This window comes from Wolbachia endosymbiont (group A) of Eristalinus aeneus, from assembly GCF_964026915.1.
Classification (GTDB): domain Bacteria; phylum Pseudomonadota; class Alphaproteobacteria; order Rickettsiales; family Anaplasmataceae; genus Wolbachia; species Wolbachia pipientis.
Genome location: NZ_OZ034712.1, coordinates 1,176,464 through 1,201,969, shown reverse-complemented (window position 1 = coordinate 1,201,969; position 25,506 = coordinate 1,176,464). Strand labels below are relative to the sequence as shown.

Below are 25,506 nucleotides of genomic sequence, written 5' to 3'. Positions count from 1 at the left end.
CACACTTAATTAAACAGACTGAATTCTGTAATTTTGGGATGTTGAAAAATTTACCTCACGTTGTCATTCCAGCGCATAACGCTGAAATCCAGATTTATAGAAACGAAAAAACTTGCTTGACACATTTTGCCAACCCCCTTATTACGATGTGTAGTACAATGATACAAATTAAGAATTCCCCCATCCTGTGCTGGTTCTTCGATCTGAAATCCTACTTCTACCTGATCACAACCAATGTTAATTTGTCCTATTAATGCTTTAATAATGCCGCGCTTAGTTTGCCAATCTAGCTGTTCCAGGTTCGATTTTACACTAGAATAAAAATTCTTTATGCTATTTATAATAAGACTTATTCCTTTTTCTACTGCCTTCTGATCAACTACCTTTTTTTTCTCTTCTTCTATCCCTTGTAAGCGTTCTTTCATTTTTCTCATTGTCTGTTTAAATTCTTCCTCGCTTATATATCCTTTCTCTCCTGCATTTTCTTGACTATAATAATCTTCCATTAATTTTTCGATACCTTCTTTTATTTGATTTTCTCTTCTTGCAAACTTTTTCTCTGATGATTCATCATTTTTATTTTCTAATACTCTACGTTGGTATTCCTTTTTTATCATCTCTGGGTTTTTTAGTACATCTTTCATCTTTTCCCATACTGACCTTACCCAGAAAAAGTGGAGAGAAAGAAAGGAGTTTTTTTGGGTAAAATAAAATTTTGGAGGATTAGAAATGGCAAGAGAATATACGGCAGAATTCAAATTGGAAGCTGTTAAGCTGGCAAATGAACAAAGAAAGGTAGGTCAACCAGTTGCAAAAGTAGCAAGAGATCTAGGAATAAGGGATAGTGTATTAGGAAAATGGATGAAGAAATATAACGAAAAAAAGTCAGCGGCAAATGCATTTCCAGATGTAGCACCTTATGACAAAGAGAGGTTTGATTTACAAAGCAAGAGTAACAAGGGAAAGAGACATTTAAAAAAAAGCCCTGGCCAGTCAAAAAGAGTAAAATATTTTTTTATATAGTAACTGCTATAAAGTACAGGAATTATGTAGGATTTTCTGCTAGTGGCTACTATAAGTGGACCACAAGAAAAATAAGCAGTAGAGAATCAGCAAATAAAGAGCTACTCGAAGCTATTCAAAAAATATATCAAGTTTCTAAATGTAGATATGGAGCTCCTAAAATTCATGCTGAATTGAAGGCTTTGGGTAAAAGTTGCAACTTAAAAACAGTGCAAAGTATTATGCAGAAAAATGGTATTCAGGCTATATTGAGAAGAAAATTTAAAATTAAGAAACAACAAACGGACAGTAGCTCCCAATATATTAGACCAAAACTTTATTGTCGATCAACCAAATAAAGTATGGGATTACTTATATAAAAACCAAAGAAGGATGGCTATATTTGGCAACAATAATCGATCTATATTCACGCATGGTAGTTAATGAGCAGTTCAATAAATAAACAATTGGTTATGGACTCTTTATTAATGGCCGTTAACAAGCGTAAACCTGCCAAAAATCTACTATTACATAGTGATCAAGGTTCACAATATACTTCGCAAGGTTATCAATATCTCTTATCCATAAAAAACATAGATGAGTCATAAAGGTTGTTGTTACGACAATTCTGTTGTGGAAAGCTTCTTTAGCTCATTGAAAAGAGAAATACTTATTGATACTTCACAACACTCTGCTCAACAAACTAGAACTGCAATATTTGAATACATAGAAATTTTTTATAACAAACAACGTCACTATTAACTATTGCATTCCTGAGCATTTTGATTCATCATTCTCTTTGTGAAAAACATTCCAAACTTTCTCTCCACTTTTTCTGGGTAAGGTCAGTTTCCATTTGGTTCAAACTCGGATACAATTTCTCCAGAGCTGGGTAATCTCATACCAGAACCATCTGCTGCAATAAGTCTATAGCCTCTCCAACTCAGGTTCATCCTGATAGGCTGTTTGGATGCTTAAATTCTTGAAAGCCTGTATGGCAAATCTTATACCTTGCTTTAGAAAAAGCTTGCTTTGAGGGTACATGTCAATGGCTCCATAAGTTCACATTCTATTCCCAAACTTTTTTTAACTATAGTACTTCCCAAAGTAAATGATAAAGGTATAATAAGCTATTTGAGTTATAATGGCGTATAGTGTGGATTTAAGGGAAAGGGCAGTATCGATGATAGAAAAAGGGAAGTCAAAGGTTGAGGTGGCAGAGCTTTTGGAGATAGGAATAGCAACTCTGTACCGCTGGTTAAGAAAGAAAGCCGCTGGTGAAAGCCTAAGGCCATCGAAAAACGGCAGCTTTATTCGAAAAATAGACCCAAAAATACTCGAAGAATATGTTAAAAAGAATCCAGATCATACGCTGGCAGAGATGAAACAAAATCTTGGATTTGGAATAAATTCAATTTGGTATAGGCTGAAACAGCTAAGAATTACTTTAAAAAAAAGTTACACTATATCAAGAGCGCAATCAAGAAGATAGGCAGCGATTTACCGATAAAATCTCAAAAATAGACCATTCCAGCATCTTATATATAGATGAAGCAGGAGTTGATAATAGGTTATACCGAGAGTATGGACGTGCTCCAATAGGAAAGAAAATTTATGCAGATATTCCAGGAAGAAAACGAGAGAGAATCAGTATAATAGGCGGGTGGATTGGAAAGAGATTTATTGCACCAATGACTTTCAAAGGTGGGTGTGACAAAGAGGTATTCAATACATGGTTAGAGAAGATGTTATTACCTAAATTGCCACATGGTACTACAATAGTTATGGACAATGCCACATTCCATAAAACTCCCAAAACAAAGGAGTTAATAGATAATGCTAGATGCCGTTTGCTCTATCTACCAACATATTCACCAGATTTGAACCCTATAGAGCATTGTTGGAATACCATCAAAAGCCGCCTCAGACCTTTAATGCATAAATATACAGACTTACAACTTTTGGTTGGTAATACCATAATGGAAATTTATCATTCATTTTAGAAAATACTATAGTAAACAGAACTACCGGTTTGGTAGATTACAAAGAACTGGAAGCAAATATACTGTCATCAATAAGGGAAGGCAGACCATTAACAGGAAGGGATGGAGCATTTACACCATTTATAAAAAAGCTGCTGGAGGCAAGTTTGGAAGGTGAAATAGAAAATCACTTATTAGCTGAAAGTGAAGAGAGGGTTTGGTTGGAAGAAGTGGAGTAGCGAATGGATATACAAAACGCTGGGTCTATATTCAGACTACAGAATAAGGTATTACAAACCGAAAGCATCACCAGCACAATATGTTATAAACTTTGGTAAAGAATCTGCTAGGAAAGCGTAGTGCGGATGCTGCGTTTGACGAGGCGGGAGCTGGAAACGTTAACATGGGAATTTGGATTGAGGCCTATTGTGAAAACAATGGATCAGCCACCAAACCCTAAAGTAGGCGCGCCAGTTCTTGACCCTACATATTTTTTTGAAGGTTAAATCCAGCTTAGGGTCGAGAAACTTAGATAAAGCCATAGCCAAAGTGTTTAAAAATATTAATAATTATACACACAATTATTCAACCATATTTTTGAAGATAGCTATGCCGCCGCGGTATCTCTTAGCCGCTAACAAGTAGCGGGATGACGATTGTTGGTAAATCTAAGTCAGTTTAGCTATAGGCAGCAATTTTCTGTATTTATTTTAAATTGAAGGAAGCTCAAATGAAAGATCATGTTTTGCTAAAAATCACAGAATGCAGTCTAACAGTGAACGGTCAATGGCGTCAACTTAAGAGCCTCCATTAGCAAACTCTCCTAAAGACATGATGGCGTTTGGGCTTATCTACCTTATCGCGGCTATACAATCGTCCTGGTCGGATTTTAACTTTAGCGCGTATACTTAAAAAGGGCTTGAAAGTTTTTTGGCGCAATAAGTACCTGATAGAGTTTCTGCCTCATTACACCAAATAAAACTGAAAAATTTAAACGATACTCAGCAATTTGATCTGGATTCCAAGGCCCTTGTGCATCACACATATGAAGCGACAATATATTACACATGACTAAGTTTGCCCAAAATTCTTGTAATACAGCCTCTAAATTTACGCCAGAAAAATTCTCTAATTCTGCACCTATTTTGAGTCGTTTCCTCTATATGCCACCTTAACACATAAGCTTTGCTGATATCTTCCAAAGTAAATTTTACTCGGTCAAAAAGTGAAGTAATCAATACCTCTGTTTCTCCGTTGGCTAATGTCAGCACTATAACTCTTACTTTCTGTCCTTTCATTTTATTTTTTAGCTTTTCATTTTCTAATATAAAATCGAAATCTAATTCTCCAGATGCAATTCGTTCCCATAGCTTGCTATAATTTCTTTTTTGCAAGCGAAAAATAAAATCTACTTCCAAATCATAATGCTGCTGAATGAATTTTACTGAAGGATAACCACGATCATAGATAAATAATAATTTCTTTTGATTTAATGAACGCATTTGAGTGATAACTTCGGGTAATTGCTCTTCCGCCAACGTTTGTTCACCTATATTCCAAGCCGCAAGACGAGCACTACAAATCAGCGAAGTACACAAATCAACAAACAAATTGCCAATGGTGGCATTGTGCCTGTTGTTCCATTTGGTTTAAAGCGGCCAAACTCGGATACAATTTCCTCAGAGCTGGGTAATCTCATACCAGAACCATCTGCTGCAATAAGTCTATAGCCTCTCCAAGTTCCATACTCAGGTTCATCCTGATAGGCTGTTTGGATGCTTAGCTCTAATAATTCTTGAAAGCCTGTATGGCAAATCTTATACCTTGCTTTAGAAAAAGCTTGCTTTGAGGGTACATGTCAATGGCTCCATAAGTTCACATTCTATTCCCAAACTTTTTTTAACTAACTTTAAAATCATAGAAAATACTGTCGAAAAAGGAAGTTTTCTTGTTCGTGTAAAACTGTTTTTTCCAACACAATGGATTCTCTGAAAAGCTTTCGAGTATATTATATTTTTAATTTGTAGAATAAAATTTTTTCCTTTTTGCATGTTTCACCTAAAAAGGACACATTTTAAACTTCTTTGTTGAAATAAAATAGAAACAAAAGTGCTGTTTCCTGCGGCTTCTGGATAATTTAATGGTAAAAGTTTTAGAGAGAAATTTTATACACTATCGCTGATATTTTTCCTTAAGTTGACGCCATTGCCTGAACGGGTACCAATGATTACCTATCAATCTCACCAAAAACTATATCGAGTGAGCCAATAATTGCTGCAACGTCAGCAAGCATGTGTCCTTTTGCCATAAAGTCTAAGGCTTGTAAATGCGCAAAGCCAGGTGCTCTTATTCGGCACCTATAAGGTCTATTGGTACCATCTGAAACTATATACACTCCAAACTCACCTTTTGGTGCCTCAACAACTGCGTAAGCCTCACCTTCTGGTACGTGATATCCTTCTGAATAGAGCTTAAAATGGTGAATCAGAGCTTCCATAGATTTTTTCATCTCTGCTCTTGACGGTGGAGAAATTTTTCTATCTTCAGTTTTTATTTGCCCTTCAGGCATTTTCTCTATGCACTGCTTCACCAAACTGATAGATTGCCTAATCTCTGCCATTCTAACTAGATAACGGTCATAACAGTCGCCATTTTGGCCGATCGGTATATCAAAATCTAGTTGATCATATATCTCATATGGCTGGCTTTTTCGCAAATCCCAAGCAAGCCCAGCAGCGCGCAACATTGGGCCACTAAAGCCCCAATCAAGTGCCTGTTTAATTGATATTTCACTAATTCCTACAGTGCGTTGCTTCCATATCCTATTTTCTGTTAAAAGTTCATCAACATCGTCTATATATTTTGGAAATTGCTCTATAAACTTTGCAATATCCTCAATCAAATCTTCTGGAACATCTGCTGCAATTCCACCTGGCCTGATGTAAGCTGCGTGAAACCTTGCACCTGAAGCTCTTTCGTAAAATTCCAGTATTTTTTCTCTTTCTTCAAAGAGCCATAAAAGAGGGGTCATTGCTCCAACATCAAGTGCTTGAGAAGAAACGTTCAGTAAATGATTTAGTATTCTCGTCAGTTCACAAAACAAGACACGTAAATACTTTGCCCTAATTGGCACTTCACATTGCAACAATTTCTCCACACAAAGTGAATATGCATGCTCTTGTGACATTGGTGATACGTAATCAAGGCGATCAAAATAAGGCAAAGCTTGAAGATACGTTTTATGTTCTATTAATTTTTCAGTACCGCGGTGCAAAAGCCCAATATGGGGATCTGCCCTCTCGATCACTTCACCATCCATCTCTAAAACAAGACGCAACACTCCATGTGCAGCTGGGTGCTGAGGTCCAAAATTTAACATCATTGTCTTTAGATCGGGCATGTCCAGTAGTTTAAGATATTAAAATTGTATAGGCTAAAGTGCGCTCAAAGTCAATAAACTTCTTGCATAGGCTACAACTATCATTCAATAGAAACAAAAACTTTTACAATGGCTAATAAGTGTTGGTAAAACCAAGTCACTTTAGCTATAGAATGACAAAAAAGGTTTGCATTAGCCAAATTTTTAGTTGAAGTAGCATAAGAGGTTAAAGGAAAAGCTTTGTGTTAATGGATTCATTTCAGGTATAGTATAGATAATACCACAATACTTATAAAATGGATCATGTTGTTAATGCGTATAATAGACTTGACACTCCTATAGTCAGGGGAGAAGGGGCATATCTTTTTGATAAAGATGGTAAAAAATATTTAGATTTTGCTGCAGGTATTTCTACAACTTCTTTAGGGCATTGTCATCCATACATTACAGATAAGCTGAAAGAGCAATCGAGCTCATTATGGCACTGCTCTAACATTTTCACTATTCCCGAGCAAGAAAGGCTTGCCGAGCGTTTAACAACCCTGACTTTTGCAGATAAAGTTTTTTTCTGCTCAAGTGGGCTTGAAGCAACAGAAGCTGCAATTAAGTTTATTCGTCGTTACTTTTATTCAAAAGGGCAAGCAAAACGTAATCGTATTATTACAATTGAAGGAGGCTTTCATGGCCGCAGTATTGCTGCAATTTCTGCTGGAGGCAATGAAAAATCACGCGAAGGTTTTGCTCCGCTCCTTTCTGGTTTTGATAAAGTGCCAAGAAATGACATTAAAGCATTAGAAGAAAAAATCAACAATGAAATAGCTGCTGTATTTTTAGAGCCCATACAAAGCGAAGGTGGAGTATATCCACTAGACGTAGAATATCTTCAAAAAGTAAGGGAAATAACAAAAGCTCAAGGAATAATTTTGTGCTTTGATGAAGTGCAGTGCGGATATGGACGCATCGGTTCTTTATTTCATTATCAAAATGTCGGCATTGAACCTGATATGCTAACCTGTGCGAAGGCTATGGGTAACGGTTTTCCTGTAGCTGCATGTTTAGTGAAAGATTATATAGCAGAAGCAATTACTCCAGGAACTCATGGATCAACCTATGGTGGCAATCCACTTGCCATGACTGTTGGTAATGCAGTGCTCGATATAATGCTAAAAGAAGACTTTTTTGATCATGTTAAAAGAATTAGTAAATATTTAAAAGAAAAGCTGTTGCTTTTAGCTAAAGAATTTCCTGAGATGATTTTAGAAGTTCGTGGAGAAGGGTTACTAATGGGAATAGAACTAGCAACTCTTGTAGCTGATAAAATTATTAGTCGATCTCTTGATAAAGGTTTAATAATAACTAGGGTTTTAAACAACAAAGTAGTAAGGGTAACCCCACCACTTATCATTGAGGATGAGCATGTGAACGCAGCGTGTAATATGCTTTATGATTTGTTTTTTAAGATTAAAGGTATATAAAATTCGGCAATATAAATTCAGGCTTGCAAATGCCTCTCATAACATGTAAAATTAATTTTATTTTTTATCACAATAACATCGTACTTTAATGGATTGGTTATTGGTCTTAGTATCATCAGCAATTTTTGTTTTGTTAGTTTTATCGTTTTTGTTCTCAGGAGCAGAAATAGGCTTAACCTCAATTAGCCGTTCTCGAGTTAATAAGCTAAAGCTAGACGGTAACAAAAAAGCCAGGGTAATAGATCGCTTATTAAATAGGAAAGAATTGACAATAGGAACGGTATTGCTCGGCAATACAATTATTAATATTACTTGCTCTGCTTTATTTACAGCAATATTTATCAATCTTTTTGGAAATGAGGGCATTCTCCTATCAACAATTATAATGACATTTTGTATTTTATTGTTCTGCGAAGTTCTACCAAAAACTTATGCTATTCAAAATCCTGAAAAATTTGCATCATTTTCTGCTTATTTTGTATTGTTTTTTGTAAAGATTTTTTCTCCATTGACACTAGGTATTCAATTTATTGTTAACCTCATCCTAAAATTATGTGGGCTGCATAAAGATAAGGAAGTGATATCTGCAGCGGATGCAATGCGTAATATGATTACTCTTCACCGCAGTGAAGGAACTATGTTGCAACAGGATTTAGATATGCTAAGCAGCATACTTGATTTGGCTGAGACAGAGATATCACAAATTATGACCCATAGAAGAAACCTATTTTCTCTTGATATAGATCGGAATAAAGAAGAGTTAATAAGAGAGATTTTAACCAGCAGTCACAGTAGAGTACCTTTATGGCAGAAGGAACCAGATAACATTGTAGGTGTAATTCACGTGAAAGCTCTAATAAATGCTTTGCGTGAAAAGAATAATAAAGCGGAAGAAGTTGACATTACCCAAGTTATGTCAAGGCCTTGGTTCATACCAGAAAGTACACCGCTCAGCGTGCAACTTCACAACTTCCGTAAGAACAGGAAACACCTTGCATTTGTTATTGATGAGTATGGAGCACTGCAGGGAATTGTAACTCTTGAGGATATACTGGAAGAAATAGTTGGAGAAATTTCGGATGAACATGATTTGATTACGGAGAATTTTATAAAGAAAATATCTGATAATATGTATCACATAGAAGGAAAATCTACTATTAGGGACATTAACAGGCAGTTATACTGGAATCTCCCTGATGAAGAAGCTACAACTCTAGCAGGTATGATTGTGAATGAAATAGAGCGCATTCCTGACGAAGGCGAGGAGTTTTCCATGTATGGTTTTCGCTTTAAGATTTTAAAAAAAGATAAAAATATTATTACTGTTGTTGAAGTGCAAGTAAAAACTGGTAATATTAGTGGCAGCAATTAATTAGTGGAGTTTCATGGAAGATACAGTAAAAATAACGGCTGAAGAGTTGAAGGGTTACATAGAGAGAATCGAAAAACTTGAACAAGAAAAGAGGGATGTGCAAGATCACATTCGTGATGTATATGCAAAAGCCGCAGATGAAGGTTGGGATATAAAAGTGATGAAACAAATTATTAGGCTGAGGAAGATGGATGATGATGACAGAGAGGAACAAGAAATATTGCTTGATACCTATAAACGTGCATTGGGAATGAGCTACGAAGAAGAGTTAAGTGAATAGCAGAATTGTAATTGGAATAAGTGGAGCATCTGGTTCTATTTACGGTGTGCGTATTTTAGAAGCGTTGAAAGACGTCGATTATGAAACTCATTTAGTGATAAGTCGTGCTGGGAAAATAACTTTAGCTCACGAGATTAAAGAAAAACTTGAAGATATTACATCGCTTGCAGATTTTTACTATTCTGAAGAAAAGATTGGAGAAAAAATAGCAAGCGGCTCATTTAAAACCTCAGGGATGATTGTAGCACCATGCTCTATGAAGACAATGTCTGAAATCGCATCAGGTGTTACTTCCAATCTATTGACAAGGACTGCAGATGTAACGCTAAAAGAAAGAAGAAAGTTAGTTCTTATGGTGCGAGAGTCACCACTGCATCTTGGGCATTTACAAAATATGTTAAAATTAACGGAGATGGGAGCAATTATTGCTCCACCAGTGCCTGCTTTTTATATTAAACCGAAATCGTTGGATGATATTATTAATCATTCTGTTGGCAAAGTATTGGATTTATTTGATATCAAATTACCCGACTTTAAGGAGTGGCAAGGAAGTGACAATTATTATTGATGGTAAAAAAATAGCAAACGACCTATGTGAGAGGCTATCACAAAAAATTGATATTTTAAAGAGAGAGTATAACATTTTTCCTTGCCTGAAAGTAATTCTCGTGGGCAGCAATCCAGCAAGTCAGGTTTATGTTCGCAACAAACAGAAAAAAGCAGAATCAATAGGCATAAGTTCTGAGACCATTGTTTTGCCTGATAATATTTCAGAAGATGAATTAATTGAAAAAATCAATGAATTAAATGAAGATCCATCTGTGCATGGCATTTTAGTGCAATTGCCTTTACCAAATCATATTAGTGCAAGCAGAGTAATTAACACAGTAAGTGTTGAAAAAGATGTAGATGGCTTTCATGATGAAAACGTTGGCAAATTAGTTAAAGGTGAAAAAAACTGCCTTATACCTTGCACTCCTAAAGGTTCTTTGCATTTAATTAAGTCAATTGAAGAGAACCTTTCCGGTAAAAACGCAGTGGTAATTGGTAGGTCAAATATCGTGGGCAAGCCAATGTTTTACCTGCTATTGCAAGAAAACTGCACTGTCACCATCTTGCATTCACAAAGCAAGGATTTAGCTGAATATTGCTCTAAAGCGGATATAGTAGTTGCAGCAGTCGGAAAGCCAAATTTTGTTCAAGCAGACTGGATAAAGAAAGGTGCAATAGTGATCGATGTTGGCATAAATAGCGTTAACGTAGGAAAGCTTGTAGGTGATGTTGACTTTGAGGGAATAAAAGGGAAAGCCAAAGCTATGACCCCAGTACCCGGGGGCGTTGGCCCAATGACCATTGCATTTCTAATGATGAACACTGTTATTGCTGCTTGCTTGCAAAAGGGAGTTGATGCTTCTGATTTCATTAGTTGAGGTATGAAGAGGAAAGCTATATGAAGATAGAATGTACCATATCACAATTAATAAAAAATTGAGATTTTTGAAATTCCTCAGTAGTCAAATTTATTAAATATTTAGGATCATCATCTATTCTTTTTTCTCTACAAGTATAGTATTTTCTAAAATGAATGATAAATTTCCATTATGGTATTACCAACCAAAAGTTGTAAGTCTGTATATTTATGCATTAAAGGTCTGAGGCGGCTTTTGATGGTATTCCAACAATGCTCTATAGGGTTCAAATCTGGTGAATATGTTGGTAGATAGAGCAAACGGCATCTAGCATTATCTATTAACTCCTTTGTTTTGGGAGTTTTATGGAATGTGGCATTGTCCATAACTATTGTAGTACCATGTGGCAATTTAGGTAATAACATCTTCTCTAACCATGTATTGAATACCTCTTTGTCACACCCACCTTTGAAAGTCATTGGTGCAATAAATCTCTTTCCAATCCACCCGCCTATTATACTGATTCTCTCTCGTTTTCTTCCTGGAATATCTGCATAAATTTTCTTTCCTATTGGAGCACGTCCATACTCTCGGTATAACCTATTATCAACTCCTGCTTCATCTATATATAAGATGCTGGAATGGTCTATTTTTGAGATTTTATCGGTAAATCGCTGCCTATCTTCTTGATTGCGCTCTTGATATAGTGTAACTTTTTTTTAAAGTAATTCTTAGCTGTTTCAGCCTATACCAAATTGAATTTATTCCAAATCCAAGATTTTGTTTCATCTCTGCCAGCGTATGATCTGGATTCTTTTTAACATATTCTTCGAGTATTTTTGGGTCTATTTTTCGAATAAAGCTGCCGTTTTTCGATGGCCTTAGGCTTTCACCAGCGGCTTTCTTTCTTAACCAGCGGTACAGAGTTGCTATTCCTATCTCCAAAAGCTCTGCCACCTCAACCTTTGACTTCCCTTTTTCTATCATCGATACTGCCCTTTCCCTTAAATCCACACTATACGCCATTATAACTCAAATAGCTTATTATACCTTTATCATTTACTTTGGGAAGTACTATATAGCTAAAGTGGCTTAGGTTTACCTACAATTTGAAAAACAACAAATTCGTCATTCCGCTACTCGTTAGCGGAATCTATGCTGAGATACCGCGGCGGTATGACGTAGGGAAACCTTTCTTGGGTTAGCTATAGTTAGTGGAATTGCAAAGTTTCTAGGCATAAAAAGCTTTGAACCTAATATATGAGCCAAACTTGATTTTCCAACCGTAGATACACCTGTAATAAAAATAATAGTCTTCATTTTGTGAATTTACTTGCTATATGAACTATCGGAGAAATTTTTTTATAGTTTATAGTATCTGACCTTACCCAGAAAAAGTGGAGAGAAAGTTTGGAATGTTTTTCACAAAGAGAATGATGAATCAAAATGCTCAGGAATGCAATAGTTAATAGTGACGTTGTTTGTTATAAAAAATTTCTATATATTCAAATATAGCAGTTTTGATATGCTGTTTAGAGTGCCGAGAGGTGTCTATTGGTAACTCCCTTTTTAGAGAACTGAAGAAGCTTTCCACAACAGAATTGTCGTAACAACAGCCTTTATTACTCATCTATATTCTTTACAGCTAAGAGATATTGATACCCTTGCGCAGTATATTGTGAACCTTGGTCACTGTGCAGCAGTAGATTTTTAACAGGTTTACGCCTATTAATGGCCATTAATAAAGAGTTCATAACCAATTGTTTATTTATTGCACTACTCATTAACTACCATACGTGAGAATTATTGCTGCCAAATATAGCCATCCCTCCTTGGTTTTGATGTAAGTAATCCCATACTTTATTTGGTTGATCAACAATAAAGTTTTGATCTAGTATATTGGGAGCTACAGCTCTATTATCTGTTTGTTGTTTTTTAATTTTAAACTTTCTTTTCAGTATAGCCCTGATGTCATTTTTCTGCATAATACTTTGCACCGTTTTCAAATTGCAACTTTTACCCAAAGCCTTCAATTCAGCATGAATTTTAGGAGCTCCATATCTACATTTAGAAACTTGATATATTTTTTGAATAGCTGCGAGTAGCTCTTTATTTGCTGATTCTCTACTGCTTATTTTTCTTGTGGTCCACTTATAGTAGCCACTAGCAGAAAATCCTACATAATTCCTGTACTTTATAGCAGTTACTATATAAAAAAATATTTTACTCTTTTTGACTGGCCAGGGCTTTTTTTTAAATGTCTCTTTCCCTTGTTACTCTTGCTTTGTAAATCAAACCTCTCTTTGTCATAAGGTGCTACATCTGGAAATGCATTTGCCGCTGACTTTTTTTCGTTATATTTCTTCATCCATTTTCCTAATACACTATCCCTTATTCCTAGATCTCTTGCTACTTTTGCAACTGGTTGACCTACCTTTCTTTGTTCATTTGCCAGCTTAACAGCTTCCAATTTGAATTCTGCCGTATATTCTCTTACCATTTCTAATCCTCCAAAATTTTATTTTACCCGAAAAAACTCCTTTCTTTCTCTCCACTTTTTCTGGGTAAGGTCAATATACCAGTGCCGAAAATAGTTGACAAAGATTGTGTATACTTATTACAATTATTTGGGTACCAGAAGTTTTTACGGCAACAAAGTATGCACTAACTATAAGTAAGGAAGACTTTAAGCAGGCAATAAAAAAAATGAAGTAACGTTTAAAAGAGATTAAAGGAGAGAAGAAAAAGGTAAAAGGGAATACGGCAGAAAATGAATCTTATTACAAATAGCATAAAGGGCTTTTATTCTAGTGTTAAATCGGACCTAGATTGGCAAGCCAAACGTAGTCTTATTAGGACATTAGTAAAAGAAGTCAACATTGATCTTGATAAAGTAGATGTAGTATTTAAGATCAAAGAACTTGAAAACCCCGCCCAGAATGGACAAAATCAAAAGATGGTACATTGTCTAAGGGGTCTGGGCACTGGGATGACATCTTTTTTCTTGGTACAAATTACTCTTATGTCTCAATATTTGTACAGTTGTGTTATCGGCCATTTGATGTTTACAACGCAGGAAGTTCATACGGTTGTAAGTCAAGCGGTAGGATGACAAGATTTTGCAAGGGTATTTTTTTTATAGGAGATTAATATGGAAATTTTTCTTGATAGCGTTGATTTAAATGAAATTAAAGAACTAAAGGAGTTCATTGACGGCATAACAACTAATCCTTCTTTAATAGCAAAGTCCGGGCGTAAAGATAAATACGAGGATTTAGTGCGTGAAATATGCTCTATTATAAAAGGGCCTGTTAGTGTTGAAGTTGTTGCAGATAGCCATGAAGAGATGATCACAGAAGGTCTGAATTTAGCAAAAATTGCTGATAATGTTGTGATCAAATTACCTCTTATACATGAAGGATTAATTTCTTGTAAAAAGTTATGGACAGAGCATAAAATACCTGTTAACATCACATTATGTTTTTCTCCTGGACAAGCACTTCTTGCCGCTAAGGTCGGTGCTTGTTTTATTTCCCCCTTTGTTGGTCGCCTTGATGATATAAGCTATGATGGCTTATCGCTAATAGAAGATATATGTACTATATATTCTAATTACGGTTTTGATACTAAAGTTCTTGTTGCATCAGTGAGAAGCCCAGCGCATGTAATAGAAGCTGCAAGGCTTGGTGCTGATTCAATTACTGTGCCAGCAAAAGTACTTAGACAATTAATTAATCACCCACTTACTGACCAAGGGCTAGCAATATTTGAAAAAGACTGGGGTGTAAAATAATAAACGGTTACAAATGAACATAAAAATTGGCGTATCCGTTCAGGCAATGGCGTCAACTTAAGAGCCTTCATTAGCAAACTCTCCTAAAGACATGATGGCGTTTGCTACCTTATTGCGGCTGCCCTGGTCGAATTTTAACTTTATAGCTAACCCAAGAAAGGTTTCCCTACATCATACCGCCGAGGCGCTAACGAGTAGCGGAATGACGAATTTGTTGTTTTTCAAATTGTAGGTAAACCTAAAGCTATAGAAAAAAAGAAGAACCAGTTTCTTAGGTTTTCATTGACATAATCCACTTCATATGCCATAATAAAATTTTATATCTTGGAGAAAAAAATGCAGGGGTTAGGTCAAATACTAATAGCAGTCAATTGTAGCCAAAACCTGAACAAGGATAATATAGCCGATAAAATAAAAGCTGAAATAGAGGCTAAGTCCAATGAAAGAAATTTAGGAACTATAGAAAAATTTCTTAAACGGTGGGAAAAAAATAATTTTGATCTAAAGAAATTTCCATGTGGTGATTTACTACAATTCGCAGCTAAATTTAATTGTGCAAAATTAGCAGAGCATTTGGTGGCAAATGGTTTTGATATTAATGACGGCTTTCCTTTGCATTGTGCTGCTCAGCACGGACATACACAAGTAGCGGAAATCTTACTTGCAGAAAAAGCAGACGTTAGCATGCAGGACCGAAAGGGATTCACTCCCTTAGATTATGCTGTTCACCTTGGGAATAAGATAGAAATGGTAAGGCTTCTGTTAAGGGCAGGAGCTACTAATGTACAAAATGGATGTGGATTTACTCCTTTGCATCATACTGCTGAGTGTGGATATGTACAAATGGTGGAAATCCTACTAAAAGAAGGAAGGACAGATGTTAATGCGCAAGATAAAAAAGGAAGAACTCCTTTGCATTATGCTGCCAGACATGGGCACACACAAGTAGTAGAAGTTTTGCTAGAAAAAGGAGCAGATGTTAATCTACAAGGCAAAGATGGAAAAACTCCTTTGCATTATACTGCTGAGAACGGGTATACACAAATAGCAGAGGCTCTATTAAAAGGAGGGGCAGGTGTTGATGTACAAGATAAAGACGGAAGGACTCCTTTATATTATGCTGTTTATTACACTCATGGTGAATATCCAAGACTAAATTATCAACATCCAAAAGTAGCAAAACTTCTACTAAATTATGGTGCAGATCCATCATTTATTCATAGACCTAAAGCTATAACAGCAGGAATTACTGTTGGTGTTATATCTGCTGTTGTAGTTCCACTAGTACTTGCCTATGCCACTGCATTACCTGCACTAGCAATAATTGGAATTACTGTAGCATCTGCACTGATAGTTGGTAGTATTACCTATGGAGTTACATATAAGTCATCAGAGTATTCATTAAACAGTAAGCTAAGTGAGGTTAGCTGCAGTAATGTTGATGGAAATAAACAAACTGTACAACCATAATTATTAATTCACCACAGTAACCGCGCCGTGGCAGTGTTTGTACTTCTTTCCAGAATTACAAGGGCACTTGTCGTTTCTTGAGACTTTGGGAAGTCTGCTATTTCTAGCAGAATGTAACCTATTGCCTATCTCTTGGTTATCTGCCAACTTAAAGTGCGCTAGGCGGTGAATGGTGAGTTCCTTCCATTTTTCAAGCATTGACTCAAACATCAAGAAAGCTTCGCGTTTAAATTCATTCAGTGGATCTTTCTGCCCCATGGCACGTAGGCTTATGCTTTGTCTTAGGCTCTCTAGAACTGAAAGGTGTTCCCTCCATAAATGATCAAGTGTCATTATCATCATTTGCTTCACGATCGTATTCCACAAATCTGTAGTGTGCTGACTGTTGAAATATTTTTCTTTCTCAGTAAAAAATTCTTGTATCTTATCATTTATATAATCCAAAGCTTCTTGTTTGTTTAAAAACTTTGCTAAATCTTCTTTATCAAGCGTTATTCCATACCTTGTATGGAATTCTTTGACTATATCTTCAATATAATCCTCATAATAGCCACTTTGGACTATACCTTCTATTACGCTCTCATTTACTTCGCTATATACTTCAAGTAAATCATTAATTTCGTTGCCTAAGATATTGTTTCTCTGCTTAAAAATAACTTTACGTTGGTTATTGATTACGTCATCAAACTTAAGTAGAGATTTCCGCACGTCATAGTTTCTAGCTTCAACTTTCTTTTGCGCTTTCTCAAGTGCCTTATTGATCCATGGATGATGAATAGCTTCGTTATTCTTTAACCCTACTTTTTGTAAAAAGCTTCTCATTCTATCAGAACCAAATATTCTCATTAGGTCATCTTCGAGCGATAAAAAGAACTTAGAAAGTCCAGGATCACCCTGACGGCCAGAACGGCCACGTAATTGATCATCTATTCTCCTGCTTTCATGTCTTTCGGTTCCAACCACACATAAACCACCAGCTTTTATAGCAATTTCCTTATCTTTTTTTACTCTTTCAACTATTTCTTGATATTTTTTTTCTCTTTCATCAGCATTTTTTATCTTCTTTAGCTCCACCTTTGCGATCATTTCAGCATTTCCACCAAGCTGAATATCAGTTCCACGTCCTGCCATGTTAGTTGCTATAGTGACACTACCTGGCACCCCAGCTTGCGCTATTATGTACGCCTCTTGTTCATGATAACGAGCATTCAATACTGAATGCTTAAGAGAATGGCTTTGCAAAAGCGCAGAAAGCTTCTCAGAGTTTTCGATGCTCACCGTGCCAACAAGGACCGGTTGAAGGCGTTTGTGGCATTCTTCTATAAACTTCAATACAGCATTAAATTTTTCCTTTTCTGTACCGTAAATTTCATCATCAATATCAACTCTTTTTACAGATACATTGGTTGGAATTTTTACTACATTTAATCTGTATATATCACGAAACTCTTCTGCCTCTGTTGCTGCTGTTCCAGTCATTCCGGAAAGTTTATTGTACATACGAAAGTAATTCTGAAATGTGACCGATGCTAAAGTTTGGTTTTCATGCTGAATTTCAAGATTCTCCTTCGCTTCAAGTGCCTGATGAAGACCATCGGAATATCTCCTGCCCTCCATCATACGCCCAGTAAATTCATCAATAATCACTACCTTTCCATCTTTCACTATATAATCTTTATCAGCAGTGAACAGCTTATGTGCACGTAATGCTTGGTCCATATAATGAGTCATTATCATGCTGTCAGTATCATAGAGCGAGGAATTTTCAGGAATGAGATTGTATGATCTTAGTAGTTCCTCCACTCGTGAAATACCATCTTCAGTCAAGAATACCGTTCTACCTTTTTCATCTACTTCATAATCAGAGTCAACTAATTTGGTTACTATTTTATTGATATGCTTATATATCTGATTGTTTTCCTCAACCGGGCCAGAAATAATAAGCGGAGTGCGAGCTTCATCAATGAGTATTGAGTCCACTTCATCAACTATTCCGTAGTGAAAGCCTCTCTGAACCATGTCTTCTTGAGAAAATTTCATATTGTCTCGCAGGTAATCAAAGGCAAGCTCGTTATTTGTGGAATACACGATATCTGCACTGTAAGCCTCTTTCCTCTCTTCGTCTGTCAAGTTATTCGTAATAAACGCAACAGAAACCCCAAGAGAATTATATAATTTGCTCATCCACTCTGTGTCTCGTTTTGCAAGGTAGTCATTAACAGTTACGACGTGTACGCCTTTCCCTTCTAAGGAATTTAGATATGCTGCTAAAGTTGCAACGAGTGTCTTTCCCTCTCCTGTTTTCATTTCTGATATCATACCATTGTGGAGCACCATTCCACCAATCAGTTGAACATCAAAGTGCCTCATGTTAAGAAACCTTCGAGAGGCTTCACGCACAACTGCAAATGCAGGTACGAGAAGATCATTTAACGTTTTCCCATTTTTCAATTCTTGTTTGAATTCTTCAGTTTTACCAGCAAGCTCCTCATCAGATAAACTCTGCATTTCTGTTTCTAATGCATTTATTTGCTGAACAATTTTCCTAAAGGATTTTATTATCTTCTTGTTTGTGGAACCAAATATCTTTCTTATAAAAAAGAATGACAACGTAAAAATGAAAAATATAAGAATGGCTGTCAAAATTAGCGGAGAATCTAGCATAAACTTAAGTAACGTCTTATTTAATATGAGATTATATTACTAAATGCAGCCTACAGCAATTACATATTAGATTCGGGGAATCCTTATTCATATACTAAGGTAATAAACAAAGGAACACTTCCAACCCTGTTCTTGCAGGCACTGTTATTGAAATATTAAAGAATCTGTTGCATTATCTTAGGCACTTGGTGACTTTAATTTTTTATAGAAAGAAGTTATTCGTAGGTTTAGTAGGGTATGAATGTAGAAAATAAACAGTCTGAAATATAGTATTTTCTAAAATGAATGATAAATTTCCATTATGGTATTACCAACCAAAAGTTGTAAGTCTGTATATTTATGCATTAAAGGTCTGAGGCGGCTTTTGATGGTATTCCAACAATGCTCTATAGGGTTCAAATCTGGTGAATATGTTGGTAGATAGAGCAAACGGCATCTAGCATTATCTATTAACTCCTTTGTTTTGGGAGTTTTATGGAATGTGGCATTGTCCATAACTATTGTAGTACCATGTGGCAATTTAGGTAATAACATCTTCTCTAACCATGTATTGAATACCTCTTTGTCACACCCACCTTTGAAAGTCATTGGTGCAATAAATCTCTTTCCAATCCACCCGCCTATTATACTGATTCTCTCTCGTTTTCTTCCTGGAATATCTGCATAAATTTTCTTTCCTATTGGAGCACGTCCATACTCTCGGTATAACCTATTATCAACTCCTGCTTCATCTATATATAAGATGCTGGAATGGTCTATTTTTGAGATTTTATCGGTAAATCGCTGCCTATCTTCTTGATTGCGCTCTTGATATAGTGTAACTTTTTTTTAAAGTAATTCTTAGCTGTTTCAGCCTATACCAAATTGAATTTATTCCAAATCCAAGATTTTGTTTCATCTCTGCCAGCGTATGATCTGGATTCTTTTTAACATATTCTTCGAGTATTTTTGGGTCTATTTTTCGAATAAAGCTGCCGTTTTTCGATGGCCTTAGGCTTTCACCAGCGGCTTTCTTTCTTAACCAGCGGTACAGAGTTGCTATTCCTATCTCCAAAAGCTCTGCCACCTCAACCTTTGACTTCCCTTTTTCTATCATCGATACTGCCCTTTCCCTTAAATCCACACTATACGCCATTATAACTCAAATAGCTTATTATACCTTTATCATTTACTTTGGGAAGTACTATATGAGGTTGTCCGGAAATAAGTAAAAGGCTATAATATCTGAAATTTTAGTACGGGGTAAAGATGAGAAAAAAGTATCCAACAGATCTAAGCGAAAGGGAATGGGCAAGAATAGAAAAACACTTCAGAGTATCATACAAGAAAGGAGGAAGGCCGCCAAAGTATAGCAAAAGAGAAATATTAGAAGCAATTTTCTATGTATTGCGTACAGGGTGTCAATGGCGGTATTTACCAAATGATTTTCCGCTATGGAAGACTGTGTATGAGCAGTTCAGGCAATGGAAGAAGCAGGGAATTTTTGAGAAAATGAATTATGAAATTACAAAATATAGTAGAAGAAAAATAGGAAGGAATGAGCAGCCGAGTGCCTGTATAGTAGATAGTCAATCTGTAAAGACTACAGAAAAGGGAGGATCAAAGGCTATGATGGAAGTAAAAAAGTAAAGGGTAGAAAAAGGCATATAATTACAGACACTCAGGGTTTTATACTAGGTTGTTACGTAGGCGCTGCTAACGAAAATGATAGAGATGGTATTAAAATAGCATTAAACAATATGAGAACAAAATATACTAAAGTTAAAAAAATGTGGGCTGACATGGGATACCAAGGAAGAAATTTAAAGAATCACATAAAGGAAGAATATGACATAGATATTGAAATTGTTAAAAGGCCTCCATGTAGATTTTGGGTGCACAAAGATACGCCACCTGAGCTACTACCAACAAGAGAACAAGGGTTTAAAGTACAGCCAAGAAGATGGGTTGTAGAAAGGACTTTTGCTTGGGTTAATAGGAATAGAAGGCTATCGAAGGAGTATGATTTACTCACAACATCCACTGAGAATTTCATATACCTAGCTATGAGTAGGGTTATGTTAAAGAGGGAATATGCTTGAATTTACTAGTTTCCGGACAACCTCTAAAGGAAAGCATGAAGCGATAATAGAAGAAGAAAAATGGCAAAAAGCGCAGGAATTGATAAAGGATCAGCCGTATAGAAAAGCAAAATATGAAGAGGCGCTACTAAAGGGAATAATAAAGTGCAAGAGCTGTGATGTAAATATGACACTGACATACTCAAAAAAGGAGAATAAAAGGTACCGATATTATGTATGCAACAATCACCTAAGGGGAAAAGATTGTGAATCAGAAAACCGAAATGTAATAGCCGGAGAAGTAGAAAAAGAAGTAATGATGAAGACAGAGCAGCTATATGAAAATTGGAAAGAAAAGACCGAAGAAAAATGGGAAAATTTAAGTTTTGGAAAGCAGAAAGAAGTGGTGAGAAAGTTAATAAAGAGAGTAATGGTAAAAGAAGATGGAATAGAGGTGAGTTCAGAGGATAAGGTGGAATTTATACCAATGTGGCTAAAAAAGAAAGGAAACAAATGCACAGTAGTAGAACCAGAAGGAAAAACAAATAATGCGCTACTGAAAGCAGTGGTAAGGGCTCATCTGTGGAAACGTCAACTGGAGGAAGGAAAATATAGGAGTATGAAAGAGCTGAGCATTAAAATTAATATAGGTACAAGACGCATACAACAAATTTTAAGATTAAATTATTTAGCACCAAAAATAAAGGAAGACATAGTAAATGGGAGACAGCCAAGGGGTTTGAAGTTAGCTGATTTAAGGGAAATACCGATGCTATGGGGTGAGCAGTTGGAAAAGTTCTACGGATTAGTGTCTTAATTACACCGTTTAACAAAAGGGGGAAACTATGAAAACGCCAAAGCTATTAAAAGGTATTGCTAAAAAATTTAAAAATAGGAAGGGAAGCACGATAGCCACCACTGCAAAAGGAGCTGCTATAGAGGAATCAAGGACTTCTAATAATATGCCAGCAGATGTTGAAGAAGTGAAAGTTGAGGTGAAAGAGCAAACCAATGTTGATAAAGCTACAGAGACCGACACTCAATTATGTAATGAAAATAGTGAGATAGAACAACCAATATTTGAAAGCAGCGAAAGAGCTCAAAACTCCTCAATAGAAACTACTGTAGAGCCAACTTCCGTTAATAGAGAAACTGATAAGCAAGAGCCAAATGCCCCTGAAGGAACATCTTCCGCTGAACCATGTTTTGATGCTACAGACGAAAAAGACAAACCGTTAACGCAACAAAGGCAAGCAATCCTAGCTAGTGTTGTTGGTGCAGTGTTATTAGTGGGTAGCGTTGTATTTTATACATTGAGAATCGATGTTACAGTAGCAGTGGTTGTGGGAATAGTTGGACTAGCATGTATAGGCCTTGCGCTGTATAATATCATAAATCTCAACACCAAGCTCGAGAAAGTAGAGGAACAATCCATTACTGCTCATCCTCCTTTGAATCCAACATAAAAGGCTACATCTAAAAAACCATAAACGTCAGGAAAGTTCTTAAATAAGACAACTTTTTTAGAATAATCTCTAAATTATTAACTCAATACTTATTTCCCTACTACTTCTCCTTACCTTGAGTGTATAGTTTATTGAATACCTCCAAGAATCTTACTTTGAAAATACATCAATTTTTTTTACCCCTCCAAGACCTTTTTTTTGTTTAATAATTTTAGTTGACTTTATGAACACACTACTATTTCTTTCGAAACTTCCATCTTTTGCAGCTGGTCTAAACTATCAATTGGCCTCATAAGAGTAGACGGAGCATCTGATTCTTTTACTACACAATCTAATTGCTTAATAGTTTTACTTGACTCTATAGATACATTTCTTTCAAAATTTCCATCTTTTACAGCTTGTAGAACACTTTTTCCTCCTAAAAGGCAACTTTCCCCTAAACTTGATCGACCTTTTAACTTGTCAAACTTCTCCTGGCTCTCTCCATCAAGCTTTACTTCTATTATATTACTATCTTTATCACTAGAACATAGATGAACACTAATCTTTCCTACTTGAGTAGTAAAAGACATTTCAACGCTACCTCCTAAGACATCTGTATAATTTCTTTTTCCTCCTACATTTTCAACTCTTACTATACTCTCTCCAATATGAAATATATGATGTCTAAAACTTAAATCTTTCACTTTTGGATTATTTATAACTTTTGCAACCTCAACAGTGCTATCTTGCGAATATTTTACATAAAAATATCCATTATCCATTTCTGCGTGTAAAGCTTTGCCTTTGGCACTACTGTTTATAATACCTTCATATGCTACGCTTTTTAGCTTGTTATCGATTTCTTCACGTTCTGCAAAAATCTCATAACTGAACCCATAAGTTGCATACAATAACCTATCATCATAAAAGGAACTGTATTTTACTCTTCCGCCTTTTAATAGTAAATTATTCATGATATTGCGTATAACACCTATATTTTCGTCATCTGACACACCCTCATAGGCAGGAATATCTCTTATTTCCTTAAAAATTAAACTTGTTATAGTATACTCATCATCGTTACATTTTGAATTGAGCCTTATCCCTTTTTGCAAATATTTATTTGTTATGCACTCTATACGTTCTAAAGCAGTGTTTGTAAAATTTTCATGCTTATCCCTATAACCTTGATCATTTTTTGCTACTACACCTTTTAACTCTTTACAAAATTCATCAATTAGGCTTTTCTCATTCTCAGTCAGTGGTAGATCTAGCTTAATTAAAGCAGAGTCTCTTGGATTAATAGGGTAATGACCATCGTTTTTCCAGTATAAATCACTATCATCAGTTTCATTTTGATACGACAATGTATGTTTTACACATGTGCCAGCAATCTTCCCAGTTTCATGTCTCTGATCAAGGTCATAACATTCCGGACGATTACTTATTCCTTGGAAAAACAAACTATAATCACCTGAATCGGCTACGTCATTTTCAGGAGTTGGTCCCTCATTGCTATTACGCTCAATTTTTGACCACCGCGGCCCAGCACTCAATTCCTCTCCCAGCTTTTGGTCACTGATAGGTTCTACAACATGTTCTATAGACTCTGTAACTTCACTCATACCCTCTCCCTAGCACAGACAGTTTATTATGTACGATATGTAACATGAGTCAAGCTAATTTAAACATAATTTTAATGTTTTTGAATAAAACTCCTGCGAGCGAGAGAGGCAACAGGATTACTTAAATCATCTTTTCTCTGCACCCGAATACTTAATTTCTCCGCTTCATCTGCTGTTTTTGAGTAAAGTGCTTTCAAGTTTTCTAAGAAATCTTCAATTGTTTGAAAAGTCACAAACCTTCCTTGTTTTTCTTGATTGTGATAAAGACATTCTAAATCTTTTGTCTCTCGTTCTATATTAGATAATGTTTCATTTATGAAGGTGATCAGCTCTTCATTTTTACTAGAATAAGCGGTCATTTTACCACAAAGAGTCTTGTTTTTTTGAACAAGTAAGTTAACTTCTTCGATTAATCCTTCTCTGTCATCTTCGATTTCTCGGATAATTTTTTCTTTTGAAGCTAAATCTTGCATTTGATTTTGCATTCTCCCTCTTAAATCTCTAACCTAAAGGAAAATGCGCCAAATATTCTTTCTTGTACTTTATTTGATTTAAATTATAATCTAGTGTTGCAAGGTAAGCATCTTTCTCTTCAATTTCCTGTTGCATAGTTTGGCATTTTTCTATAATAGAATCTCGTTGCTTTTTAAAATTTTCCATTTTCCCTTTCAACGTCTTAGTATTGTATTCACTAACCTTCCCTTCATCATCAAGAGCAGCTAACTGATTCTTTAATTCCCAGATTTCACTATCTTTATGACTTAACTCTTTGTTTTTTAACGTGCTTAATTTTTGTATTTCTTCTTCTTGGCTTTTTAATTCTATTTCTAATTTTTCTTTTCCTGTTGTTAATTCAGAAATGCTCTTGTATTTATCATCCAATTGTTGTTTTATATCAATTATCTCTTTATTTTTCTGCTGTAATTGATTCCTTAATTCTTCTGCTTGATTGTTTGCAGTTTCTTTAGCTTTTTCCTTCAGAATTAGTTCTTTTTCTAGCTCTTTTTTAGCAAATTTATTTTTCCTAGCCTCGATCTCCCCATTACTGCTAATTATTTTATATGAAAGTGCAACCGCTAAAAAAGATAGTATAGATAAAACCGTTACGATTGTAAGAGTTGAGTTCAAAAATTCAACTGAAGACAAAAGGCCAAAATAAGAGGCTGCAGAGAGTGCTGCGGATGCGAGCAATGTAAAAGTTGCAAAAGCACTAGCTATAAGATAAAGTGTGTTGGTTTGATTGCATAAATCCCTCATTATCTTTTCCCTACAGGTGAAATGATCGCCACATTATTATAAGCGTCTAAGGAAAGTAAGCTATAAAAAATTAACATAAATCTATACTCACTGTACATTTGCTATTTCAGTTTCAAGTGCTGCTATCTAAAGAGATAATTTTACTATCTTTTTTAGCTTGCAGAAGGTAACAGTTAATCGTTATACATGACCTGACCTGTTACCAAAACACAGTCATTCTAATTGGCTTAATAATTATGTCAAGCTAAGATTCGTGGTGGTCAATAAAAATTTGTATTGGAGTAGGTGGT

General features: G+C 35.6%; 30 protein-coding genes and 3 pseudogenes. 17 read left to right on the top strand and 16 right to left on the bottom strand.

Annotated features, from left to right (window positions below):
* Positions 1 to 50: 50 nt before the first annotated feature.
* Complete coding sequence (locus tag AAGD62_RS06210; protein ID WP_231115873.1) at positions 51 to 644, bottom strand: hypothetical protein; 594 nt, start codon at positions 642 to 644, stop codon at positions 51 to 53.
* An 85-nt stretch (positions 645 to 729) separates the two neighbouring features.
* Between AAGD62_RS06210 and AAGD62_RS06205 the strand changes: the two genes are divergently transcribed.
* The 4 genes from AAGD62_RS06205 to AAGD62_RS06930 all read left to right on the top strand — a co-directional run bounded on the left by AAGD62_RS06205 (position 730) and on the right by AAGD62_RS06930 (position 1,764).
* Positions 730 to 1,023 carry a transposase gene (locus tag AAGD62_RS06205; RefSeq protein ID WP_084741701.1) on the top strand — a complete coding sequence of 98 codons (294 nt, stop codon included), beginning with the start codon at positions 730 to 732 and terminating at the stop codon, positions 1,021 to 1,023.
* On the top strand, positions 1,008 to 1,361 hold the full coding sequence (locus tag AAGD62_RS06940; RefSeq protein ID WP_197907291.1) for an IS3 family transposase: 354 nt from the start codon (positions 1,008 to 1,010) through the stop codon (positions 1,359 to 1,361). The genes AAGD62_RS06205 and AAGD62_RS06940 overlap by 16 nt, the downstream gene beginning before the upstream one ends.
* An 84-nt stretch (positions 1,362 to 1,445) precedes the next feature.
* Positions 1,446 to 1,610, top strand: coding sequence for a DDE-type integrase/transposase/recombinase (locus AAGD62_RS06935; protein ID WP_156768661.1), 165 nt, complete (start codon positions 1,446 to 1,448; stop codon positions 1,608 to 1,610).
* Positions 1,600 to 1,764, top strand: coding sequence for an IS3 family transposase (locus AAGD62_RS06930; protein ID WP_080717614.1), 165 nt, complete (start codon positions 1,600 to 1,602; stop codon positions 1,762 to 1,764). Before AAGD62_RS06935 ends, AAGD62_RS06930 begins: the two co-directional genes overlap by 11 nt.
* Before the next feature lie 89 nt (positions 1,765 to 1,853).
* Here the strand turns inward: AAGD62_RS06930 and AAGD62_RS06200 are convergent.
* A pseudogene (locus AAGD62_RS06200) lies at positions 1,854 to 2,114 on the bottom strand (IS4 family transposase); the annotation flags it as partial.
* Positions 2,115 to 2,146: 32 nt separating this feature from the next.
* Here AAGD62_RS06200 and AAGD62_RS06195 point away from each other — a divergent pair.
* From AAGD62_RS06195 to AAGD62_RS06185, 3 genes and pseudogenes are all read left to right on the top strand, one after another.
* Positions 2,147 to 2,494 carry an IS630 transposase-related protein gene (locus AAGD62_RS06195; RefSeq protein WP_155968342.1) on the top strand — a complete coding sequence of 116 codons (348 nt, stop codon included), beginning with the start codon at positions 2,147 to 2,149 and terminating at the stop codon, positions 2,492 to 2,494.
* Positions 2,495 to 2,513: 19 nt separating this feature from the next.
* Positions 2,514 to 3,005 carry an IS630 family transposase gene (locus tag AAGD62_RS06190; protein ID WP_155968340.1) on the top strand — a complete coding sequence of 164 codons (492 nt, stop codon included), beginning with the start codon at positions 2,514 to 2,516 and terminating at the stop codon, positions 3,003 to 3,005.
* Between the two features lie 8 nt (positions 3,006 to 3,013).
* Positions 3,014 to 3,196: pseudogene (locus AAGD62_RS06185) on the top strand (IS256 family transposase); the annotation flags it as partial.
* A gap of 849 nt (positions 3,197 to 4,045) precedes the next feature.
* Here the strand turns inward: AAGD62_RS06185 and AAGD62_RS06180 are convergent.
* Entirely contained in the window at positions 4,046 to 4,594 is a 549-nt protein-coding gene (locus tag AAGD62_RS06180; RefSeq protein ID WP_196770134.1) for a transposase, read from the bottom strand.
* A gap of 617 nt (positions 4,595 to 5,211) precedes the next feature.
* Complete coding sequence (locus AAGD62_RS06175) at positions 5,212 to 6,384, bottom strand: NADH-quinone oxidoreductase subunit D (protein WP_010962676.1); 1,173 nt, start codon at positions 6,382 to 6,384, stop codon at positions 5,212 to 5,214.
* Between the two features lie 275 nt (positions 6,385 to 6,659).
* Here AAGD62_RS06175 and AAGD62_RS06170 point away from each other — a divergent pair, with 275 nt between their 5' ends.
* The 5 genes from AAGD62_RS06170 to folD all read left to right on the top strand — a co-directional run bounded on the left by AAGD62_RS06170 (position 6,660) and on the right by folD (position 10,920).
* Entirely contained in the window at positions 6,660 to 7,838 is a 1,179-nt protein-coding gene (locus AAGD62_RS06170; RefSeq protein ID WP_155968466.1) for an aspartate aminotransferase family protein, read from the top strand.
* An 88-nt stretch (positions 7,839 to 7,926) separates the two neighbouring features.
* Positions 7,927 to 9,210, top strand: a complete 1,284-nt coding sequence (locus tag AAGD62_RS06165) for an HlyC/CorC family transporter (RefSeq protein WP_007549013.1) — start codon at positions 7,927 to 7,929, stop codon at positions 9,208 to 9,210.
* Positions 9,211 to 9,223: 13 nt separating this feature from the next.
* Complete coding sequence (locus AAGD62_RS06160) at positions 9,224 to 9,490, top strand: DUF2312 domain-containing protein (protein ID WP_010082293.1); 267 nt, start codon at positions 9,224 to 9,226, stop codon at positions 9,488 to 9,490.
* On the top strand, positions 9,483 to 10,058 hold the full coding sequence (locus AAGD62_RS06155; RefSeq protein ID WP_038249916.1) for a UbiX family flavin prenyltransferase: 576 nt from the start codon (positions 9,483 to 9,485) through the stop codon (positions 10,056 to 10,058). The genes AAGD62_RS06160 and AAGD62_RS06155 overlap by 8 nt, the downstream gene beginning before the upstream one ends.
* The gene (gene folD / locus AAGD62_RS06150) at positions 10,042 to 10,920 is read left to right on the top strand and encodes a bifunctional methylenetetrahydrofolate dehydrogenase/methenyltetrahydrofolate cyclohydrolase FolD (RefSeq protein WP_155968464.1); all 879 of its coding nucleotides are present in this window, start codon (positions 10,042 to 10,044) and stop codon (positions 10,918 to 10,920) included. Before AAGD62_RS06155 ends, folD begins: the two co-directional genes overlap by 17 nt.
* A 146-nt stretch (positions 10,921 to 11,066) precedes the next feature.
* Here the strand turns inward: folD and AAGD62_RS06145 are convergent, their stop codons facing one another.
* The 6 genes from AAGD62_RS06145 to AAGD62_RS06125 form a co-directional block, all read right to left on the bottom strand.
* The gene (locus tag AAGD62_RS06145) at positions 11,067 to 11,549 is read right to left on the bottom strand and encodes an IS630 family transposase (protein ID WP_231115908.1); all 483 of its coding nucleotides are present in this window, start codon (positions 11,547 to 11,549) and stop codon (positions 11,067 to 11,069) included.
* A 28-nt stretch (positions 11,550 to 11,577) separates the two neighbouring features.
* A complete protein-coding gene (locus AAGD62_RS06140; RefSeq protein ID WP_155968342.1) occupies positions 11,578 to 11,925 on the bottom strand; it encodes an IS630 transposase-related protein in 348 nt (115 codons plus the stop codon).
* Between the two features lie 439 nt (positions 11,926 to 12,364).
* Positions 12,365 to 12,529: an IS3 family transposase gene (locus AAGD62_RS06925; protein ID WP_141456809.1), complete on the bottom strand. Its 165-nt coding sequence runs from the start codon at positions 12,527 to 12,529 to the stop codon at positions 12,365 to 12,367.
* A complete protein-coding gene (locus AAGD62_RS06135) occupies positions 12,522 to 12,683 on the bottom strand; it encodes a DDE-type integrase/transposase/recombinase (RefSeq protein WP_010082071.1) in 162 nt (53 codons plus the stop codon). The genes AAGD62_RS06925 and AAGD62_RS06135 overlap by 8 nt, the downstream gene beginning before the upstream one ends.
* Before the next feature lie 3 nt (positions 12,684 to 12,686).
* On the bottom strand, positions 12,687 to 12,983 hold the full coding sequence (locus AAGD62_RS06130; protein WP_231115910.1) for an IS3 family transposase: 297 nt from the start codon (positions 12,981 to 12,983) through the stop codon (positions 12,687 to 12,689).
* A gap of 122 nt (positions 12,984 to 13,105) precedes the next feature.
* Entirely contained in the window at positions 13,106 to 13,399 is a 294-nt protein-coding gene (locus AAGD62_RS06125) for a transposase (RefSeq protein WP_007548709.1), read from the bottom strand.
* A 651-nt stretch (positions 13,400 to 14,050) separates the two neighbouring features.
* Here AAGD62_RS06125 and fsa point away from each other — a divergent pair.
* A complete protein-coding gene (gene fsa / locus AAGD62_RS06120; protein WP_155968460.1) occupies positions 14,051 to 14,692 on the top strand; it encodes a fructose-6-phosphate aldolase in 642 nt (213 codons plus the stop codon).
* Positions 14,693 to 15,028: 336 nt separating this feature from the next.
* Complete coding sequence (locus AAGD62_RS06115) at positions 15,029 to 16,162, top strand: ankyrin repeat domain-containing protein (protein ID WP_155968458.1); 1,134 nt, start codon at positions 15,029 to 15,031, stop codon at positions 16,160 to 16,162.
* Positions 16,163 to 16,165: 3 nt separating this feature from the next.
* On the opposite strand, the gene secA is transcribed toward AAGD62_RS06115, so the two are convergent.
* The 3 genes from secA to AAGD62_RS06100 all read right to left on the bottom strand — a co-directional run bounded on the left by secA (position 16,166) and on the right by AAGD62_RS06100 (position 19,961).
* Positions 16,166 to 18,826 carry a preprotein translocase subunit SecA gene (gene secA, locus AAGD62_RS06110; protein ID WP_155968456.1) on the bottom strand — a complete coding sequence of 887 codons (2,661 nt, stop codon included), beginning with the start codon at positions 18,824 to 18,826 and terminating at the stop codon, positions 16,166 to 16,168.
* A gap of 276 nt (positions 18,827 to 19,102) precedes the next feature.
* Entirely contained in the window at positions 19,103 to 19,585 is a 483-nt protein-coding gene (locus AAGD62_RS06105) for an IS630 family transposase (RefSeq protein ID WP_231115908.1), read from the bottom strand.
* A gap of 28 nt (positions 19,586 to 19,613) precedes the next feature.
* A complete protein-coding gene (locus AAGD62_RS06100) occupies positions 19,614 to 19,961 on the bottom strand; it encodes an IS630 transposase-related protein (RefSeq protein ID WP_155968342.1) in 348 nt (115 codons plus the stop codon).
* A gap of 113 nt (positions 19,962 to 20,074) precedes the next feature.
* Between AAGD62_RS06100 and AAGD62_RS06095 the strand changes: the two genes are divergently transcribed.
* From AAGD62_RS06095 to AAGD62_RS06085, 3 genes and pseudogenes are all read left to right on the top strand, one after another.
* A protein-coding gene (locus AAGD62_RS06095; RefSeq protein WP_094189578.1) for an IS5-like element ISWpi1 family transposase occupies positions 20,075 to 20,907 on the top strand; the annotation gives its coding sequence in 2 pieces (ribosomal slippage) (positions 20,075 to 20,444 and positions 20,444 to 20,907; 834 coding nt in all).
* A 25-nt stretch (positions 20,908 to 20,932) separates the two neighbouring features.
* A pseudogene (locus tag AAGD62_RS06090) lies at positions 20,933 to 21,703 on the top strand (zinc ribbon domain-containing protein); the annotation flags it as partial.
* A gap of 28 nt (positions 21,704 to 21,731) precedes the next feature.
* Positions 21,732 to 22,352 carry a hypothetical protein gene (locus AAGD62_RS06085; RefSeq protein WP_341812715.1) on the top strand — a complete coding sequence of 207 codons (621 nt, stop codon included), beginning with the start codon at positions 21,732 to 21,734 and terminating at the stop codon, positions 22,350 to 22,352.
* Between the two features lie 221 nt (positions 22,353 to 22,573).
* On the opposite strand, the gene AAGD62_RS06080 is transcribed toward AAGD62_RS06085, so the two are convergent.
* The 3 genes from AAGD62_RS06080 to AAGD62_RS06070 all read right to left on the bottom strand — a co-directional run bounded on the left by AAGD62_RS06080 (position 22,574) and on the right by AAGD62_RS06070 (position 25,216).
* Positions 22,574 to 23,959, bottom strand: coding sequence for a hypothetical protein (locus AAGD62_RS06080; protein ID WP_341812714.1), 1,386 nt, complete (start codon positions 23,957 to 23,959; stop codon positions 22,574 to 22,576).
* Positions 23,960 to 24,030: 71 nt separating this feature from the next.
* The gene (locus AAGD62_RS06075) at positions 24,031 to 24,444 is read right to left on the bottom strand and encodes a hypothetical protein (RefSeq protein WP_341812713.1); all 414 of its coding nucleotides are present in this window, start codon (positions 24,442 to 24,444) and stop codon (positions 24,031 to 24,033) included.
* 16 nt (positions 24,445 to 24,460) lie between these two features.
* Positions 24,461 to 25,216, bottom strand: a complete 756-nt coding sequence (locus tag AAGD62_RS06070; RefSeq protein WP_341812712.1) for a hypothetical protein — start codon at positions 25,214 to 25,216, stop codon at positions 24,461 to 24,463.
* Positions 25,217 to 25,506 lie beyond the last annotated feature (290 nt).

Excerpts from the sequence above, each read along its gene's own strand:
- AAGD62_RS06930 (WP_080717614.1), top strand. The coding sequence starts at position 1,600 with ATGAGTCATAAAGGTTGTTGTTACGACAATTCTGTTGTGGAAAGCTTC.
- AAGD62_RS06135 (WP_010082071.1), bottom strand. The coding sequence starts at position 12,683 with ATGAGTAGTGCAATAAATAAACAATTGGTTATGAACTCTTTATTAATG.
- AAGD62_RS06100 (WP_155968342.1), bottom strand. The coding sequence starts at position 19,961 with ATGGCGTATAGTGTGGATTTAAGGGAAAGGGCAGTATCGATGATAGAA.
- AAGD62_RS06170 (WP_155968466.1), top strand. The coding sequence starts at position 6,660 with ATGGATCATGTTGTTAATGCGTATAATAGACTTGACACTCCTATAGTC.
- AAGD62_RS06165 (WP_007549013.1), top strand. The coding sequence starts at position 7,927 with ATGGATTGGTTATTGGTCTTAGTATCATCAGCAATTTTTGTTTTGTTA.
- AAGD62_RS06075 (WP_341812713.1), bottom strand. The coding sequence starts at position 24,444 with ATGCAAAATCAAATGCAAGATTTAGCTTCAAAAGAAAAAATTATCCGA.
- AAGD62_RS06205 (WP_084741701.1), top strand. The coding sequence starts at position 730 with ATGGCAAGAGAATATACGGCAGAATTCAAATTGGAAGCTGTTAAGCTG.
- AAGD62_RS06080 (WP_341812714.1), bottom strand. The coding sequence starts at position 23,959 with ATGAGTGAAGTTACAGAGTCTATAGAACATGTTGTAGAACCTATCAGT.
- AAGD62_RS06085 (WP_341812715.1), top strand. The coding sequence starts at position 21,732 with ATGAAAACGCCAAAGCTATTAAAAGGTATTGCTAAAAAATTTAAAAAT.
- AAGD62_RS06175 (WP_010962676.1), bottom strand. The coding sequence starts at position 6,384 with ATGCCCGATCTAAAGACAATGATGTTAAATTTTGGACCTCAGCACCCA.
- AAGD62_RS06195 (WP_155968342.1), top strand. The coding sequence starts at position 2,147 with ATGGCGTATAGTGTGGATTTAAGGGAAAGGGCAGTATCGATGATAGAA.
- AAGD62_RS06125 (WP_007548709.1), bottom strand. The coding sequence starts at position 13,399 with ATGGTAAGAGAATATACGGCAGAATTCAAATTGGAAGCTGTTAAGCTG.
- AAGD62_RS06925 (WP_141456809.1), bottom strand. The coding sequence starts at position 12,529 with ATGAGTAATAAAGGCTGTTGTTACGACAATTCTGTTGTGGAAAGCTTC.
- secA (WP_155968456.1), bottom strand. The coding sequence starts at position 18,826 with ATGCTAGATTCTCCGCTAATTTTGACAGCCATTCTTATATTTTTCATT.
- AAGD62_RS06115 (WP_155968458.1), top strand. The coding sequence starts at position 15,029 with ATGCAGGGGTTAGGTCAAATACTAATAGCAGTCAATTGTAGCCAAAAC.
- AAGD62_RS06935 (WP_156768661.1), top strand. The coding sequence starts at position 1,446 with ATGAGCAGTTCAATAAATAAACAATTGGTTATGGACTCTTTATTAATG.
- AAGD62_RS06160 (WP_010082293.1), top strand. The coding sequence starts at position 9,224 with ATGGAAGATACAGTAAAAATAACGGCTGAAGAGTTGAAGGGTTACATA.
- AAGD62_RS06140 (WP_155968342.1), bottom strand. The coding sequence starts at position 11,925 with ATGGCGTATAGTGTGGATTTAAGGGAAAGGGCAGTATCGATGATAGAA.
- fsa (WP_155968460.1), top strand. The coding sequence starts at position 14,051 with ATGGAAATTTTTCTTGATAGCGTTGATTTAAATGAAATTAAAGAACTA.
- AAGD62_RS06070 (WP_341812712.1), bottom strand. The coding sequence starts at position 25,216 with ATGAGGGATTTATGCAATCAAACCAACACACTTTATCTTATAGCTAGT.
- AAGD62_RS06210 (WP_231115873.1), bottom strand. The coding sequence starts at position 644 with ATGAAAGATGTACTAAAAAACCCAGAGATGATAAAAAAGGAATACCAA.